At 70.6% G+C, this 16,903-nt stretch carries 12 protein-coding genes; 4 read left to right on the top strand and 8 right to left on the bottom strand.

Going from position 1 to position 16,903, the window contains the following annotated elements; all coding sequences use genetic code 11:
* Positions 1–10: 10 nt before the first annotated feature.
* Positions 11–2,317, bottom strand: coding sequence for an LLM class flavin-dependent oxidoreductase (locus ACWEFB_RS01015; protein WP_452280980.1), 2,307 nt, complete (start codon positions 2,315–2,317; stop codon positions 11–13).
* A 103-nt stretch (positions 2,318–2,420) separates the two neighbouring features.
* Between ACWEFB_RS01015 and ACWEFB_RS01010 the strand changes: the two genes are divergently transcribed.
* Both ACWEFB_RS01010 and ligD read left to right on the top strand, forming a co-directional pair.
* Positions 2,421–2,957, top strand: a complete 537-nt coding sequence (locus ACWEFB_RS01010; protein ID WP_452280978.1) for a MarR family winged helix-turn-helix transcriptional regulator — start codon at positions 2,421–2,423, stop codon at positions 2,955–2,957.
* Positions 2,958–3,073: 116 nt separating this feature from the next.
* A complete protein-coding gene (gene ligD / locus ACWEFB_RS01005; protein ID WP_452280976.1) occupies positions 3,074–4,051 on the top strand; it encodes a non-homologous end-joining DNA ligase in 978 nt (325 codons plus the stop codon).
* A gap of 34 nt (positions 4,052–4,085) precedes the next feature.
* On the opposite strand, the gene ACWEFB_RS01000 is transcribed toward ligD, so the two are convergent.
* From ACWEFB_RS01000 to ACWEFB_RS00975, 6 genes are all read right to left on the bottom strand, one after another.
* On the bottom strand, positions 4,086–4,814 hold the full coding sequence (locus tag ACWEFB_RS01000; RefSeq protein ID WP_452280974.1) for a class I SAM-dependent methyltransferase: 729 nt from the start codon (positions 4,812–4,814) through the stop codon (positions 4,086–4,088).
* A gap of 3 nt (positions 4,815–4,817) precedes the next feature.
* Positions 4,818–6,176, bottom strand: coding sequence for an extracellular solute-binding protein (locus ACWEFB_RS00995; RefSeq protein ID WP_452280972.1), 1,359 nt, complete (start codon positions 6,174–6,176; stop codon positions 4,818–4,820).
* 25 nt (positions 6,177–6,201) lie between these two features.
* On the bottom strand, positions 6,202–9,045 hold the full coding sequence (locus ACWEFB_RS00990) for a caspase, EACC1-associated type (protein WP_452280970.1): 2,844 nt from the start codon (positions 9,043–9,045) through the stop codon (positions 6,202–6,204).
* Positions 9,046–9,098: 53 nt separating this feature from the next.
* Positions 9,099–9,530 carry an effector-associated constant component EACC1 gene (locus tag ACWEFB_RS00985; protein WP_452280968.1) on the bottom strand — a complete coding sequence of 144 codons (432 nt, stop codon included), beginning with the start codon at positions 9,528–9,530 and terminating at the stop codon, positions 9,099–9,101.
* Between the two features lie 586 nt (positions 9,531–10,116).
* Positions 10,117–10,647, bottom strand: coding sequence for a F0F1 ATP synthase subunit B (locus ACWEFB_RS00980; RefSeq protein ID WP_452280966.1), 531 nt, complete (start codon positions 10,645–10,647; stop codon positions 10,117–10,119).
* 113 nt (positions 10,648–10,760) lie between these two features.
* Positions 10,761–12,035 (bottom strand): HEAT repeat domain-containing protein, encoded by a 1,275-nt coding sequence (locus ACWEFB_RS00975; RefSeq protein WP_452280964.1) that lies wholly within the window; start codon positions 12,033–12,035, stop codon positions 10,761–10,763.
* Between the two features lie 107 nt (positions 12,036–12,142).
* On the opposite strand from ACWEFB_RS00975, the gene ACWEFB_RS00970 reads away from it, so the two are divergent.
* Entirely contained in the window at positions 12,143–12,493 is a 351-nt protein-coding gene (locus ACWEFB_RS00970) for a DoxX family protein (RefSeq protein ID WP_452280962.1), read from the top strand.
* A gap of 25 nt (positions 12,494–12,518) precedes the next feature.
* On the opposite strand, the gene ACWEFB_RS00965 is transcribed toward ACWEFB_RS00970, so the two are convergent.
* Entirely contained in the window at positions 12,519–13,334 is an 816-nt protein-coding gene (locus ACWEFB_RS00965; RefSeq protein ID WP_452280960.1) for an SAM-dependent methyltransferase, read from the bottom strand.
* A 289-nt stretch (positions 13,335–13,623) separates the two neighbouring features.
* Between ACWEFB_RS00965 and ACWEFB_RS00960 the strand changes: the two genes are divergently transcribed.
* Complete coding sequence (locus ACWEFB_RS00960) at positions 13,624–16,647, top strand: CHAT domain-containing protein (protein WP_452280958.1); 3,024 nt, start codon at positions 13,624–13,626, stop codon at positions 16,645–16,647.
* The last annotated feature ends 256 nt before the right edge of the window (positions 16,648–16,903 follow it).

Below are 16,903 nucleotides of genomic sequence, written 5' to 3'. Positions count from 1 at the left end.
GGCGGTTTTGTTACTTCCTCTGCGGTGCTGGATTCGACCCTTCCGACCATGTCGCCGGTGGGATCGGAAAGTTGCGGTTGAACACGTTGTCGGGGTCGTAGGTCGCCTTGATGGCGCGCAGCCGACCGAGGGTCGGCTCGGGGAATGCGTCCAGCAGCCGTTCCGGACCGGTGTCCGACTCGAAGCTCAGGTACATGCCGTCGAGGTGCTCGTACAGGCCGGCCCAGAGCTTGTCGAGCCGGGACCGGCGATCCGCGACGGTGGCAGCGAGCACCGAGAAGTTCTGACTCCGGTGCGGATAGGCGGTGGCGTCGCGGGCGACATCGTTGACCGCCCCGCCTACGGAGCGGAACTGCACGATCATCACGTCACCGGAGCGGATCATGGATGCCATGACCTCCGCCGCCTGTGGTGTGATGTGGTGCAGGAGGCCGCTGTGGGTGTCGGCCAATCCCTGACCGCGATGCTGATTTCCCGGCGGTGCGACGATCGCCGGATACGGCACGAGCTGGGCCTGTTGGTCGAGGATCGGCCCGATCTCCAGGAACGGGCTCAGGGCGGGTTGCGCCGCCTCGACGTCGTCTCCCGCGTAGACGAGCGTGACCTGGGCCATCGGCGGATTACCGCGGCGACCGGGGAACAGGGAGAGGAAGCTGGTGATTTCCCGTGGTGCGTCCTCGACGAGCCGACCCCACCGGTGGAGCAGGTCAGCGGTGTCGGTCGCGTCGACGACCAGTTGGGCGTAGACGACGTCGCCGACCTCGTACGCCTCGAGTTCGAGGGCTGTGACCACGCCGAAGTTGCCGCCGGCGCCGCGGATCGCCCAGAACAGGTCCGGGTGTTGGTGTTCGTCGACGCGGAGCAGGCTGCCGTCCGCGGTGACGATCTCCGCCGCGACGACGTGGTCGATGGTCAGGCCGTACCGGCGCACCAGGTACCCGATGCCGGCGGTGGTGGCGAGGCCACCGACGCCCACGTCGCCGTAGTCACCCGAGCTCATCGCCAAGCCGTACGGAGCAAGCGCCGAAGCGACGTGTCCCCACCGGGCGCCCGGCTCCAGCCGGACCCGGCGGGTCGCCCGGTCGAGCACCTCCACCCTGTCCATCCCGGACATGTCAATGACGATTCCGCCGTCGTTCGTCGACCGGCCGCTGATGCCGTGCCCCCCGCTGCGTACGGCGAGCGGTACGTCCTGCGTCCGCGCGTAGGCCAGGGCCTCGATCACGTCGCCGGCACCCTCTGGGCGGATCACCAGTGCCGGCGATCCCTGCCGGCTGTAGCTGTGACGGACCCGCTCGTACCCGGGGTCACCGGGTTCGATGGACTTGCCGGCCAGCGAAGCGGGCAGCGCGTCGTAGTCGATGCCGGCCCGACGTTTGGCCAGGACGACCGCCGTACGGACCGGCCCCGTCGCGGTCCCACTCCCCTTGCGCTCCTTGGCGACGGCCTCCCGAAGCGCGGGCGCGACCTCCTCGCCGAACGTCCGGATGATCCGCGGGTCGTCGCGGCCGACGAGGAACGCACTGAATCCCTCCTCGATCACCAGCGGAAGGAGTTGCTCGACCCACTGCTCGGGTGACCCCTGCAGGAAGCCGGGATCGCCCGGGGTGAAGCCCACCTGGAAGAGGTTGAGCAGCCGGCGGATCTGTCGCGGGTCGCGCCCGGCCTCGACAGCCGCGTCGTCGATGATGCGGTTGGCCGTGATCCGGTCGGGGGACTGCAGGTACTCCAGTGTCGGCAGCCAGCCGTCGGCCTTTGATCCGGTCAGGGCGAGCATCCGTGGCTTGTACGCGCCCAGCCAGATGGCGATGTCGTGGGCAGGAGCGGGGCCCCGGCGCATACCCGGCACGGAGTAGTGGTCCCCCCGGAGACGCAGCGGTCCCGGTGTCGAGACGTCCCACGCGCCGCGTAGTACGTCAATGGCCTCGCTCAACGCTTCCACGCTGTGGCCGGCGGTCAGCCGCCGGCCGCCCATCCCCTCGATCGCGTCCCAGAACGCCCCGGCGCCCAACCCGAGTTCGAACCGACCGCTCGACAGCAGGTCCAGGCTGGCCGCCGCTCGGGCCAGCATCGCCGGCGGGCGCAGCGGCAGGTTCAGCACGTTCGCCGACACATGCAGCCGCTCGGTCCGGGCGGCGACCCAGCTCAGCAGGGTCCAGGTGTCGAGAAAGGCCGGGTTGTACGGGTGGTCCTGGAAGGTGGCCAGGTCCAGTCCGGCCGACTCCGCCAGTTCGGCGAGCGCCACCGCCTCCTCCGGCGCCTGTGCACCGGGCGTGACGAACGCCCCGAAGAGGAGTTCGTGGCCGTAGTCGGGCATCGTGTACCTCCACGCCAATCGTTTGCCTGGCATCAAGTCTAGGCACAAGATGTTCTGCTCGACAACACATATAGACCACAACACATCCTGTACGCTCGGACACATGGCCGCCGAGCCGAACCAGGCCGAACCGTCGAGCACCCACCAGCGGGGGACGAACCTCGGCTGGTCTCTCGGCATGGTGCTGCGGCGATGGCACGAGCACGTCGAGGAGGCGCTACAGGACCTCCCCCACGGCAGCCGCGGCTACCACATCCTCGGCGTGGTCGTACACGAGGATGTGCCCACGCAGAGTGCCCTCGCGGCCCGCCTCGCGATCGACCGCAGCGTCCTGACGTACGTCATCGACGATCTGGAGAACGCCGCTCTCATCGAACGACAACTCGATCCCCGCGACCGGCGCGCCCGTCGGATCGTCGCGACCGCGAAGGGCCGCAGGGCGCTGGCGGATGCCGAACGTCGTGTGGCGCAGGCCGAGGAAGTTGTCCTCGGCGGGCTCCCCAATGAGCAACGTGACGCGTTTCGCGACGCCGCCGAACGAGCCGCGGACGCCATCCACACCGCGGCACCCGACACCGACCCGTGCATCGCCGTGGAAGACGCGCTCGGGCAGGAAGGCGTACGGCGCCGTCGGCAGTGAGCCGCCCCCGTTCTTCCCCGACCGCGCAGCGCCGGCCGTCCTGGATCGGAGCCGGAGGAATCCTCACTTGCCCCAAAGTCACCGCCCCCGGGCGCCGACTGGACCATGCTCGGCTGGTGGACGTGACGGGGCAGCCGACACTGATCCGGCCGATGCTGGCCACCGCCGGTAACCTGCCGGAAGAGGCGGGCTGGGCGTACGAGTTCAAGTGGGACGGGGTGCGCGCCGTCGCGTACGCCGAGCGCGGTGGACGACTGCGGCTGTTCTCCCGCAACGACCGGGACATCACCTCGGCGTACCCGGAGATCGCGGTGCTGCCGTCCCTGCTCGGCGGGCGGACCGGGGTGCTGGACGGCGAGTTGGTCACCCTGGACCGGCACGGTGCGCCGAGCTTCTCGGCACTGCAGCGCCGAATGCACGTACAGGCGCCGAGCGCATCCCTGATCGCGTCGGCTCCGGTCCGGTACGTGGTCTTCGACCTGCTGCGGCTGGGCCGGACCCGGCTGGTGGACCAGTCGTGGTCACGGCGCCGGGCCGCGTTGGAGGAACTCGGCCTGGACGATCAGCGGGTCACGGTCCCCCCGGTGTTCGACGGCGACCCGGACCCGGTGATGGCGACGGCGCGGGAGCGCGGGCTCGAAGGGGTCGTCTCAAAACGGGTCGACTCCGCGTACCAGCCCGGCAGGCGGTCGCCGGCCTGGCGCAAGACCGCACTGATCCAGACGACCGAGGTGGTTGTCGCCGGGTACAAGCCGGGTGCCGGACGACGTGCCGGCCTCGTCGGTTCACTGCTGCTCGGGATCAACGAGCCCACCGGTCTGGTCTACGTCGGCGGTGTCGGTACGGGTTTCACCGATGCGATGTTGGAGGACCTCGGCAAGCGTCTACGACCGCTGGCGCGGGACCGGGCGCCGTTCGCCGCGCCGGTGCCGTCGGCGGACGCGAAGAACGCCCGCTGGATCGAGCCGAGCCTGGTCGGTGAGGTGGTCTACCGGACGGTCACCCCGGATGGGCGGCTCCGGCACGCGTCCTGGCGGGGGCTACGGCCCGACCGGGAACCGGACGAGGTCAGACGGCCACGGACCGACACCTGAGCCGAGACGGACGCGGCATAGCGATGGCCCGTGGTCATTCGGGGCGCTGTGCGACGAAGACCATCTCGCGGCCCGGCCGGTCCGGCGCCTGCCGTACCTCGCCGACGAGGAAGCCCGCAGCGGTCAGGGACGCGGTCACCTGGTCGCGGTGACGGAACCGCAGGGTGGAGTCCGAGGTCAGCGTCGCGCCGTCGGAGGTGAAGACGAAGGTCCAGCGGAACGAGACCAGGTCGCCGCTGACGTCGACCACGTCGACCCACGTCTCGACCGCGCCGACACCCGCGATGATCGTCTCCTGGTGCGACCGATCGCGGTTCCACTCCAACCACGCCTTCGCGGTCGGGTCGCGGGTCTCGAACACCAGCCGTCCCCCCGGACGCAGCGCCGCGTACGCCGCCAGCAGCGTCGAGCCCCAGTCGTCGTCGGTCAGGAAGACCTGGGCGACGTTCGCGGTCATCGTCGCGAGATCCACCTGCAACGGGGGCAGATCCGTCGCGTACCCGTGCACCCAACGCACCCGATCGGCGCCGACCTTGGTCCGGGCGACCTCCAGCGACGCCGCCGCCGGATCCACCGCGGTCACGTCCACGCCCCGACGGGCGAGCAGACAGGCAAAAGTTCCGGTACCGCAGCCGATGTCCAGGACCCTGCGCGCGCCGAACTCCCGGACCATGGTCGCGTACGCCTCCAGGTCACCGCGGTCGGGATCCAGTGGGTCGTAGATCCGCGCCAGACGGCGCTCGGCGAAGATCGGATCAGCCACGCGTCAGGTCTGCTTGCCGTGCAGGGCGTCGGTCAACCGACGTACGTGGTCCTCGGTGAACTTCCCGTCACCGTCGAGCGCCTGGTGCACCACGTCCCGGAAGACCTTGCTGAACAGGATGTAGTGCGGCGTGACCGGCCGGGAACCGGCCCGTTCGATCGCCCGCAGGAGATCATCCGCGTAGCCGTACCGTTCGGCGATGTTCGGATCCAGGTAGACGATCCGGCGGGTCGCGGCGAATCCGCCGTGTTCGAAGAGAATCTGCTGGCTGCGTTCGCCGGTGAGAAACTCGATCAGGTCTTGGGCGGCGTTCGGCATCCGGGTGCCGCTGGCGACGGCGAGATTCTGGCCACCGAGTACGCTGCGCCCGGGCACCGCGGCGACCTCGAAATCCACCCGCTGCGCGGCCTCGACCGAGGTCAGATCCCGGTACGCCACCGGCCAGTTCCGCATCGCCAAGAGCCGACCCTCGGCGAACGCGTTGGTGGTCGCCTTTTCGTCGAAGTCGACCGAATCCGGATGCACCAGCGGTTTGCCGCCGACCGCCAGCCCGTCCTTCAACCGGCGCAGCCCCTCCTCGGCGGCGGTGGAATCGAGCACCACCTGGTTGTCAGCGTTCACCACCTCGCCCCCGGTGGACCAGATCGCCTCCAACGCGTTCACCGTCAGGATCTCGTCGTCGACCAGTTGCCAGGCGTAGCCCGCCTCCAGCTTCGGGTCGTACTGCGGATCCTGCGGGTTCAGCGCCTCCTCACCCCGGTTCTGGATGTCCGCCCATGATTCCGGCGGATCGGGCCACCGCTGCCCCGGCGTCTCCGGGTTCTTCCGGTCGTAGGTGCGGTAGTAGAGCAGCCCGGCATCGGTGTTGAACGGCAGGGCCCAGAGCCGGCCGTCGTACTCGGCGGTCTTCCGGGGCTCCGCCAGGAATCCCTGAAGCAGCCCGCGTCGCTCCAGGCTCTCCGGGTCGAGTGACTGGATCCGCCCGGTGGCCGCGAACTCGGCGGTCCAGGTGACGTCCAGGTTGTAGACGTCCACCTGCTCGATCGGGTTCAGCATCTCGCTGTGTGCCTTGTCCGGCGAGCGGGAGACGGTCACCAGCTTGACCTCCTGATCCGGGTGGGCATCGTCCCACTGCTTGATCAGCTTGCCGCGCTGGCCGCCCTCGCTCTCGTCCTCGCTGGTCAGCAGCCGCAGGATGCCGCGCTCCAGGTCCTGGTCCGGCTCGAACAGCGGCGGCACCGCGATGCCGAGCACGAGACCGACCGTGAGGCCCAGGGCGACGAAAGCCAGTCCGGACAGACCGGGATGGGCCCGGGCCCAACTCCGGGTGGCATCGGCGGCGGTGCGCGCACGCGAACTCATCTGTCCTCCGCTCCTGAGCCGGCCGTCACCGGGTTTCCCACAATGCTTCGACGATCGTGGCGAGTTCCTCGCGGATGGTGCCGGGCGTCGCCTCCCGGCAGGACCCACCGGTGGTCCCGGTGATCCGCTGCAGTTCCCTGGCCCGGCAACTGGTCGTGCCGACGGCGAGGGCAAACACGCGTACCCCCGAGTCCCTGACCGCCGCCTCGAACTGGCCGGCGCTGATCGGGCTGGCATTGTCGTCCTGGCCGTCGGTCACGATCACCAGCGCGGTCACCTGATCCTCGGTGGTCCGCCCGACCGTCTTGATGCCTTCGACGATGGTGCTGTACAGCGGCGCCGGCCCACCGGGGGTGACGGTGGCCAGCCCCGCGCTCGTCGCCGTCCGGGTCTTCTCCCCGGCCGTACCGTCCGGCCGGGCGATCGGCACCAGCCGGCGGATCCCACCGGTCCCCTCGCCCTGGAAGGACCAGACCCCGAAGGAGTCACGCGGGCCCATCAGGCTCACCGAATCGGTCACTCCCCCGACGGCCGAGTCCCACAACCGGCGGTCGTCGGGCCCACGGGCGGTCATCGAGCCGGAGGCGTCCAGCGCGACCAGCACCCGACCGGGGCGGTGCACCTCGGCGTAGGTGTCGCGGGTCGACCGGAGTTGTTCCGGTGCGACGGCCATGGCGGTGATCCCGGCCCCGGGCTGTACGCCGTACTCGGTGGAGATCGGCGCCAGTGGCTCGGCCTCCGAGCCGGGCTCGGCCTCCGGTGGACGCAATCCTATGGCGGTCAACGCGCTCCGTCCGGCCGCCGTGTCGAGCCAGGCGCCGAAGCGTCTCGCCGCGCTGGTCTGCTGGGCACTCAGGTTGTCCCAGGCCAGCCGGACGAACGGATGGTCGAGCACCGGAGTGCTGGCTGGGTACAACGCCTTGAGCTGGTCGGAGGCGGGCAGCTTCTGCGGCGAGCCGGCGCACGTCGTACCGAGCGCGGCACCCTGGTTGAACCGGGCCAGGGACTGTTCGGTGAGGACAAACGCGACGTTCTCCCGGGCGTTCCGTTCCGGTACGCAGAGCAGCCGAGCGATGTCCGCCTCGGGTGGGTACCCCGCACGGTCGTAGGAGTTGCCGACGTACCGCTCCACCCTCAGCGGTGTCTTCGGCGCGACCCCGCGCTCGGGATCCCCGGCCGCGGCGGTGTAGAGAGCCAGCCGGGCCAGTTCGCCGACCGTCGCCGCCGGGTCCGGCGCGATCACACCCCAGCCGAGCGACTCCAGGCTGTCGAGGAGCTTCGGCCAACTCGCACCGGTGAGCGGGAGGCCCTCGACCGACCCGGCCGGCACCACCTGACGGTCGGCGACCCCGAGGACCAGCGGGGTGGACGCCACCGACCGGACCTCGGCGGTGACGACGGGCAGCGCGGTGCCGGTCGTCTCGGCCTCCTCCTCCGCCAGCCGCAGCTCGACCGTCGAATCCGGTAACCACACGTCCGGCCGGGGGCCGATCCGTTGCCGGTCGTCGTCGCTCCAGCCACGACCGAGCGCCGTCACGGTCTGCCCGCGCGGTTCGGCGTACACCAGCACCCGGATCTCCGGGCAGTCGAAGTTGTCCCGGGCGGTGTCCAGTTCGAACGCCTCGGCGAGTTGCCGGGTGGGCACGTACCCCTCGGGCGTGGTGAGCACCCGCAACTGGCTCGCGGGCGGACAGGTCGCCAACCAGACCTGACCGGCCGCGGCCGCGTCCAGGGTGGGAACTCCCAGGGCAACGGCGAGCACGAACGCCAGCGCCGCGACCAGCGCCACCCGCAGCCGGGTCAGCCGTCGCCAGCCGAAGTGGATCCCGAGCCGGCCGATCAGACGGGCGATCGGTCGACCCGCGACGAGCGCGGCGAACAGGCACACCAGGATCAGTAACAGGGTCCCCCAGACGCTGCGCAACAGCTCGCCGCGTACGCCCGGCGGGAGCTCGAACCAGCCGCCGCCGTGCCGGCCCGACACCAGGAAAGGCACCGTAGCGGCGCCGGCCGCCGCCGCGATCAGGACCGAGGGCCACCGGGCCCGCCGGGGGGCCACCGGCGGGCGTCGCCGTTGCGGTGGCTGGTTCGCGGTACGCGCCGGATTGGTGGCAAGCACCAGGTCGCCGGCCCGGCCGGTGACACTCCGCCGTGGCTTGGGGTACTCGGCGGCCGGCAACGACCAGCTCAGATACTGGTACGCGGACTCAATGGTGATCTCGGCCGCACCACTCGGGTCGCCTTCGGTGAGGAGTTTGATCAGCGCGCCGGTGAACGCGGTGTGCCTGGCGCCGTGGGGTGCGAGGGCGACCTCCTCGCGCCCGGCGGAGGCGAGTACGAAGGCTCCCTCGATCGCGGTCAGGTTCATGATCTGTGTCGAGGCACCGAGGGTGCCGATCGCCCGTCCGGAGAAGCAGCAGTCCAGGATGACGATCTTCGATCGTGCCCGGCTCTCCATCGCGTACTGGCGCAGGATGCGGTAGGGGAAAGCGGTGTGTGCCAGTCGGTGCGGGCGGGAGTTGGTCTGTCGGGCCGCCAGGAACAGGTCGCCGGCCGCGCTGACCAGGCCGTGGCCCACGTAGTAGATGACCAGGATGTCCTCGGCCCGGCGGGCGGCGTCGCTGATCGCCTCGCCCAGGTCCATCGGGGTGGCCAGGTCCAGCTTCACGGTGATCTTCCGGGCCCCGCAGCGCATCGCGAGGACCTGGCTGAGATCCGCCAGCGTCGCCGCGATCGCCGGTACGTCCGGCAGGTTGGAGCCGGGCTCGTGCCGGCCGGTGCCGCAGAGCAGGACGACGGCATTCGCAAGTCCACCGTGTCTGTCGTCGCGGCGGCTCTTCGTCGGCCCCCCGGGGTCCACCATCATCATGCCTTCCAGACACCCTCGGATCGGCGCGGAGTACGGCGTCCGACCCAACGGGCCTAGCGTGTCGTCCGGTCCGGCTCGCGCGTCGGTTCGACGGCGGACGGGGCGGCGGCATCGGTCGGGGTCAGCCGGTGGGTCAGCCGGTCGATCTCCGCGCCGAGTTGAGTGATGTCGGTTCCGCGCAGGCGGTCGGCGGTCAGCTCGATGCTGGTTCCGTCCGAGTGATCGATCTTGATGGTGAGGTCCGTAGTCCGGTGCCGGATCCACGAGACAACGGCACTGAGCAGGGCTCCGGCGCCGCCCGAGCCGAGGGCGACCACGACCGCGTCGGTGACCCCGCCCAACTCGCCGGGGGCCGGCTCCTGCTGCCGCAGCTCCACCGGACCGGGTAGTTCGTCGGCATCCAGCAACCACAGCCGCAGTGAACGGAAGTCGTCGGCCGATGCGTTGTCGATGCCGGAAATGGTCACCAGTGCCGGGGTGGACATCAATAGAAATTAACACGCCGAAACAATTCATCGGCAGCCCCGACGGCATAACTGTCGTCTTCATCGGATATCGGACCAAAGCCACGGATGCCGTTGATCGGAGTCCCGCGAACTGGCGCCGGCCTGCTCGACGAGCAGCCCTTGCCGGTCTCGTCGCGGAAGTCCGTGAGCAGCTTCTCGACGAGTGCCGCCTCGTCCCGGTCACCGAGCTGGCCGGACTTCGTCTCGGCCGGGTCGTCCGCTGCTGGGGCACGCTGGTGTTGATCCCCTGGAAGATCGGGATCGAGATCGAGATCGGGAACACCGTGTTGGCGGGCAGCGTGAACGTGGCGTTCTGCCAGTCGTCGCTGGCCACCAGCGCCGTACCGTAGATTCCCGAACCCTTGCCGTTGGCGTCGCTGTAGCCCAGGTAGCTCTGCCCGCTCGGCACGGCGATGCTCGACTTGATCCGTACGCGTACGCGCAGCGGCTGACCCGGCACCGTCACCCGGTTGTCCGCGGAGGTCGCGGCGATGCCGACCTTGCGCATCGCGGCAAAATCGATCCTGAGGCCGTCCGAGATGAATCCGCTTCGACCAGCCAATGATTAGCGGCTGCCGGTGCTCTCAAGGTCGGCGAGAAACCTCCCGACGCTGCCCCTGCGGTGCGCCTCGTCGGCGACGGACTCACCGACGATCCGGCCGGCCAGGTCAACCGCGAGCGAGCCGATCTCGGTCCGCAACTCCCGCACGGTCGTCCGGCGGTCGGCGGCAAGCTGCTCCCTGCCGGCCGCCATGGTCCGGTCCGACTCCTGCCGCGCCTCGGCCAGGACGGTCTGCCGGATGCTTTCGACCTCGGCACGCGCCTCGTTCCGGATCCGAGCAGCGTCGGTACGCGCCTCGGCCAGCTCGGCCCGATACCGGTCCAACAACTGCTCCGCCTCCGCCCGCGTCGCCTCGGCCCGTCTGACGCCACCCTCGATGGCCTCGATCCGGGCATCGAAGGTCTGCTCCATCCGTGGGAAGACGTACTTCATCAGGACAAAGCACAGGATCCCGAACGCGACCGCCCCGACCACAACCTCCTGCCAGATCGGGATCATAGGTTTGCGCTCGACTACCGCAAGGACGGTGTACATCGGATGCCCTCCGATCGAAACAGCCGCTGACGCGGCGAGATCAAGTTCAATACGATACGCAACAACCAATCGATTCGTGTTCCCGTAATCCGGCGCAGGGTCGTGTGTGTGGTTCAGGGCCGGGGCGGTTGCGCGAGCATGCGCTCCACCTGGTCGAACTGCTGCCAGGCGAATGACTCGTGCCCGTCCTCGTCGCTCATCCGGCGCAGCTCGCCCAGAGCGTGCGTGTCGCCGCGCAAGGCGAGGCCGGTTGCCGCGTGGATCCGTACCTGTCTGTTGTCGCTGTCCAGCCGGGTGACGAACAGTTCCCGCAGTGCGGGCACGTCGATCGCGGAGTAGACGAGCGTGGCCGTCGCGACCGCGCGGACCGTGGAGTCCGGGTCCCGGGCGAGGCCGAGCATCGTGTTCAGGATGTGCGGTGGCGGGTTGTCGGCGGGGCCGCCGGTGCCGTTGAGCAGATCCTGGGCGACCCGGCGACGCACCTCGGGACGGGGGTCCGCGACGAATGGCAGGAACTCGTGGAGGATCGCGCCGATCTCGCTGAACCCCGCGTACGCGCCGAGCACCTCGGACAACGTCTCGGCGTCGGTCTCGGCCGCCATTCGTTCCCGCAGCACCACCAGGGCGTCAGCGGCGTACGGCACGTCGACGGCCTCCCCGTCCAGCGCCGAGACGTGCAGCAGTTCGGCAGTGAAGCGGCGTACCGGCACGTCCGGATCGGCGAGCCGTCCGGCCGCCCAGCGGGAGGTTTCCTCCGCCGGGAACCGCACCCTGACGGCCTGCTGCGAAGCCCACCAGTCACACGATTCCGGGTCCGCCGACCAGAGGGCCCGCGCCAGCAGTTCGTCACGCGTGACGGGAAGGTCCAGCCACCTTTCGAGGACGGTCACGACGGCCCGGTGCGCGGCGAGGACCTCCGCCCGCTGCCCGTCGGCGGCCCTCAGTCGGATCCGCAGCACTCGGGGCAGGTATTCGCCAGCCGTGAGATGGTCCCGGGTCGCCGCAGCGGAGCCTTCGTCCGCCAGCCCCGATCGGCGACGCAGCTCGGCCTCCGGGTCGACGTCGAGCCAGGCCCGGGCCGCACTCAGCGCACCCCGCAGCGTGGCCTCCGACGCCGGGTGACGGGACAGCAGGTGTTCCAGCAGCTCGCTCGCTCCGCAGTCGGCCGTCCAGACCACCGGGTCGACCTCGCCCCATGGCCCCGAGGGCACGATCTCGCCGGCCGCGTAGAGCGACTGCGCAAGCGCCGGGCCGCCCGAGCGGACCACCTCGCCCGCCATCGCCCGACCCTCGTCCTGCCACTGGGCCTGCGTTGGCAGCGCGGACAGACATCGACGGACGGCGACCACGTCACCGTCCCGGATCGCATCGATCACCGCTTGCTGCATCCGATCATCCTGCCGCTTACCGCCCGGCGGCTCCGCAACCGTGCCGGGATCGCACGTCACACTTCGCGGCGCCGGCTCGTCCATAACGAAACAACGAGGGAGAGCTGATGTTCGCCGCTTACGTTACGGTCACCATCCTCACGTCGGTCTTCAACGGCATCGCCGCCGTCACCTACCTGATCGGCCACGACTATCCGAAGGCCCAGGCGGACATGAAGCGGGTGCCACGGTCCTGGGTACCGGTGTTGGGCATGTTGCTGGCGGCGGGTTCGCTGGGGCTGTTGGCCGGGTTCGCCGTGCCACTGCTGGGAACCCTCGCCGCCGCTGGTCTCGTGCTGTACTTCGTCGGCGCGCTCCTCGCACACCTGCGAGTGGGTTCCCGCCAGCTCGTGGGCTGGGCCGTGTTCTTCGCCGCCGCGGTGGCCGCACTCACCCTGAACGTGACCTACCACTGGTGAGACGCGGTCACGCCGCGGGTGCCGGTCAGGGGATCCGGGCGACCGCCCCGTACATGCAGATGTCGAGGGGGTCCGGAACGCGGTCGCCGGGGGCGGGCCGCCACTCGCCGACCGGGACGACGCCCGGGTCGACCAGTTCCAGGTCGGTGAAGAACCGGGCGAACTCGTCCCGGCTGCGGGGCCGGCTCTGCCCGCCGCTGGCGGCGTTGGCGTGCTCCAGCGCCGCGACGGTCGCCGCCGGTACGCCGTCGTAGGTGCCGTGGGACATGACGACGTAGCTGCCCGACGGCAACGCGTCGACCACCCGGGCGACGACCCCGTACGGGTCCTCGAAGTCGCGTACGAAGTGCAGGATCGCCACCAGCATCAGCCCGACCGGCTCACGCAGGTCCAGGGTGTCGTGCAGCTCCGGGGCGTCCAGGATCGAGGCGGGGTCGCGCAGGTCCCGTTCGATGTACGCGCCCTTGCCCTCCGGCGAGGAGGTCAGCAGTGCCCGGGCGTGGGCCATGACGAGCGGGTCGTTGTCGACGTAGACGATCCGCGACTGCGGTGCGATCCGCTGTGCGACCTCGTGGGTGTTGTCGGCCGTGGGCAGGCCGGTGCCGATGTCGAGGAACTGGCGGATGCCGACCTCACCGGCCAGGTACCCCACCGCCCGCTGCAGGAACCTGCGGTTCTCCCGGGCGGCCTGCATCGCCGTCGGGAACACGGCCGCCACCTGGTCGCCCGACTCACGATCGACGGCGAAGTTGTCCTTGCCGCCGAGCCAGTAGTTGTACCGGCGGGCGGGATGCACCACACTGGTGTCGATCTTGTTGACCGGACTGGTCGTGTCGCTCACGGCACCTCCAACGGAGTCGGTTCCCGGTCGGGCCGGGCGGCGGCGGACCGGTTCGGACGGCAAGCCGACGCGCGACCGACCGACCACAGTGGGACGAGCCACCCGCCCGATTATGGGCCACGGCGAGTGACGCGTCGGCAGGCAGGGCAACGGTTTCCGTCCGTGACGGCGTACTGCCAGGTCGGTACGGGAACCACCCGACGGGTTCCGGATCCCGGCCGCCATATTCGGGCCGACTGACGGCCACCGAGTGGCTGCCGACATCCGTACGGCTGTCATGATGCTGCGCATGACTGGCGGGCTCGGCCGAATTCTCATCTCCCACGCCCCCGACGACGCGGCGCACACCGATGCCGTACGGGATCTCTGGATCCTGCTGCGGGCCGGGGGTCTCGACGCGGGACTGCTCTCGGGGCCGGCGGAGCTGGCCGCCGCCGAGCTGGACTCGGCCGATGTGGTGCTGCTGATCGGCTCGCCGCTCTACCGTCGGGTCGCGGCCGGGAACGATCCGACCGGCGGCGCCCACTTGGAGCTGTGGCGGGCGGGCCGGGCGATCAGGGACCTGGTCGAGGGGGACGAGAAGTCCGCCGCCGCCGTGCTGCCGGTGGTGCTGCCCGGCGGTACGGCGCGCGACCTGCCGGCCTTCCTGTCCGCGCACGGCGGTCCGCTGCACCGGCTGCGGGCGCTGAGCAGACGCGGGGTCGCCACCCTGGTCGCGGAACTGCACCGACGGTGCGGGACGGTGGACCCCACCTCCCACCACGAACTGCGGCTGGAGGTGAGCGTGGCGCAGGGACGGCTGCGCAGCACCGCGACCCTCGCCGGGACCCCACTGTGTCAACGAGACGAACCACTGCCCTTCGGCCGCGACGAGGTCTGGTCGCTGTTGGACCTGCCGGACGCGGAGTCCCGGCTGGCGCGGCTGGGACAGCGGCTGTCCGCGGCAGTGTTCGACGCCGACTCCCTCGACCAGCTCACCACCCTCGTCACCAACGCCGACGACGGCACGGTGATCGATGTCGTGATCGACGCCGACGGCCCGGCCCACGAGCTGCCGTTCGAGCTGATCCGCCTCACCGACCAGCGGGTGCTCGCCACCGTCGAGGGCGTACGCCTCACCCGGACCGTCGCGGGCGTACCGGCGCCACCCCAGCCGCCGACCCCCGGACCGTTGAAGATCCTCGTCGCGGTCGGCGCACCCGAACACACCGAGAACCCACCGCTGGACGTCGAGGCCGAGATGCAGGCCATCGTCGGCGTCATCGGTGGGCTCGGCAGGGTGGAGGTGACGATCCTCGAGGTGGCCGGACCGCAGGAGATCGCCGACGCGCTGCGGCGGGACGCGTACCACGTCCTGCACCTGTCGGCGCACGGGTCTCCGTACGGGGTCGAGTTGGAGGACCGGGACGGCAACGCCGTCGAGGTCCAGGCGGAGGATCTCGTACGCGCGCTGCGCCGCGCCGGCCGGCCGGTCCCCCTGATCGTGCTGTCGAGCTGCGACGGGGCGGCCGACGCCGACACCGGGCTCGCGACGACGCTGCTGCGACACGGCGCGAACCGTGTCATCGCGATGCAGACCTCGGTCAGCGACGCGTACGCCACCCGGCTGCTCACGCGCGTCTACGGGGCGCTCGCCGAGGAGAACGTCCCGGTCGCGGCGGCACTCGCGCAGGCCCGGTCGGAGTTGTTCGACGAGGCGGTGGAGGCCGACTCCTCCGAGCGACCCGAGTACGCCGTACCGACCCTGTTCGCCACCACCGACGGCCCACTCTGGGACGCCACGGTGTTGCCCGTGCCGCTGAGCAATCCGACCGAACTGCCCACCGGTGCCGGCGTACGGGAACTGCTCCTCGGCGAACTGGTCGGCCGGCGGGCGCAACTGCGGACCGTCACCGGGACACTGCGCGACGAGGTCCCGGCCGCCGGGCAGTCCCCACTGGTCAACGGGGTGCTGCTGACCGGTGTCGCGGGAATCGGGAAGACCGCTCTCGCCGGCCGGGCCATCAACCGGCTGCGCGACGACATCGAGGACCCGTGGTCCGTCGTCGTGCACACCGGCTCCTGGAACCCGCCGCAGCTCATCGAGGACACGGCGGCCACGACGGCCGGGGCTGGCATCGGGGACCGCGTCGACCAGTCGGCCGCGCTGGCGGCGATCACCGACGTGTTGCGTACCCATCGTTTGTTGATCGTCTTCGACGACTTCGAGCAGAACCTGACCCTCGGCGGCGACGCCTTCCTCGACCCGGGTTTCGCGGAGGTCTTCGGCGAGCTGTGCCGGGCGGCGGAACGCGGAAAGCTCCTGGTGACCAGCCGGTATCCGATCCCGGCCCCGGTGCCGCTGCTGCGCGTCGAGATGCCGCCGCTGAGCGACGCCGAACTGCGCCGGTTGCTGCTGAGGCTGCCGGCACTGCGGGAACTCCCCTACTCCGACCGCGAGACGGTGGTACGTACCGTCGGCGGACACCCCCGGCTGGTCGAGTTCGTCGATGCCCTCCTGCGCGGCAGGGCCGGCAAGGCGCGGCTGCCCGAGGTGACCGAGCGTCTGCGCAGACTCGCCAGGCAGGAAAGCGTCACGCTCGCCCGATCGGCCGCGGACGCACCCGACGCGACCGAGGCGACCCGGCAGGCGGTCGCGCTCGCGGCCCGCGACATGCTGCTCGGGGAGCTGCTGGACCTGTTGACCCCGGCGGAACACGAGACGCTGCTGCAGGCCGCGGTGATCCGCGTACCGGTGTCCGGGGACGACCTCGCGTTCGCCGTACACGATTCGGAGCCCTCCGACGACGACAGCGCCGAGGTGACCGCGCAGCTCGACCGGCTGCTCGGCCTCACGCTGGTCATCTCCAGCGGGGACGAGGTGGTCATGGAGTCCTGGGTCGCGGAGGCCCTGACCCATCTGCAGGGCCCGGAGCACCTGCACCGGCACGACCGGGCCACTTCGAGAGCGCGCTGTCGCTGGCCGAGCGGCTGGCCGACATCGACCCCGACAGCGTCGACGGGCAGTGCGACCTGGCCACGGCCTTCCGCCGGATGGCCGACTACACCGCCGCGAACGGACAGCCGGAGGAGGTGCGCGGGAATCTCGAACGGTCGCTGGAGATCACGCAGGGCCTCGTGCACCGGTTCCCGCGCAACGGCGGGTTCCACCGCGACCTGGCACGATCCTGCGAACGCCTCGCCGACTGGGTACGCGACGCCGGAGACCCCGATCTCGCGGGCACCCTTTTCCGGCAGGCGCTGGCGCACTGGCGACGGCGGGCCACCCTCGATCCGGAGGACCTCGGCGCCCGGCTGGCGCAGGCCGACCTGAATCACCGCATCGCCGAGTTGGAGCAGGCCGCGGGCCACCCGGGGCGGGCGCGCAGGCGGTGGCAGGCGGCGCTTGTGCTCGCGCGGGAGGTCCACGCCGAAGCGCCGACCGAGGAGCACCGAACCAGGGTCGCGCTCTACCAGGCGAGACTGGACTGACCGTACCGTCCTCGGTGGTATGAGTGCTCAGACCGTACCGCCGGCTCGGGGCGCGTCGCCGGGACGTTGCCCCGAGCCGGCCGTCAGCCGGTTCGATC

This window comes from Micromonospora sp. NPDC004704 (genome assembly GCF_053601675.1).
The sequence above is the reverse complement of the archived record's forward strand: the minus strand, read 5'-3'. Positions and strand labels throughout refer to the sequence as shown.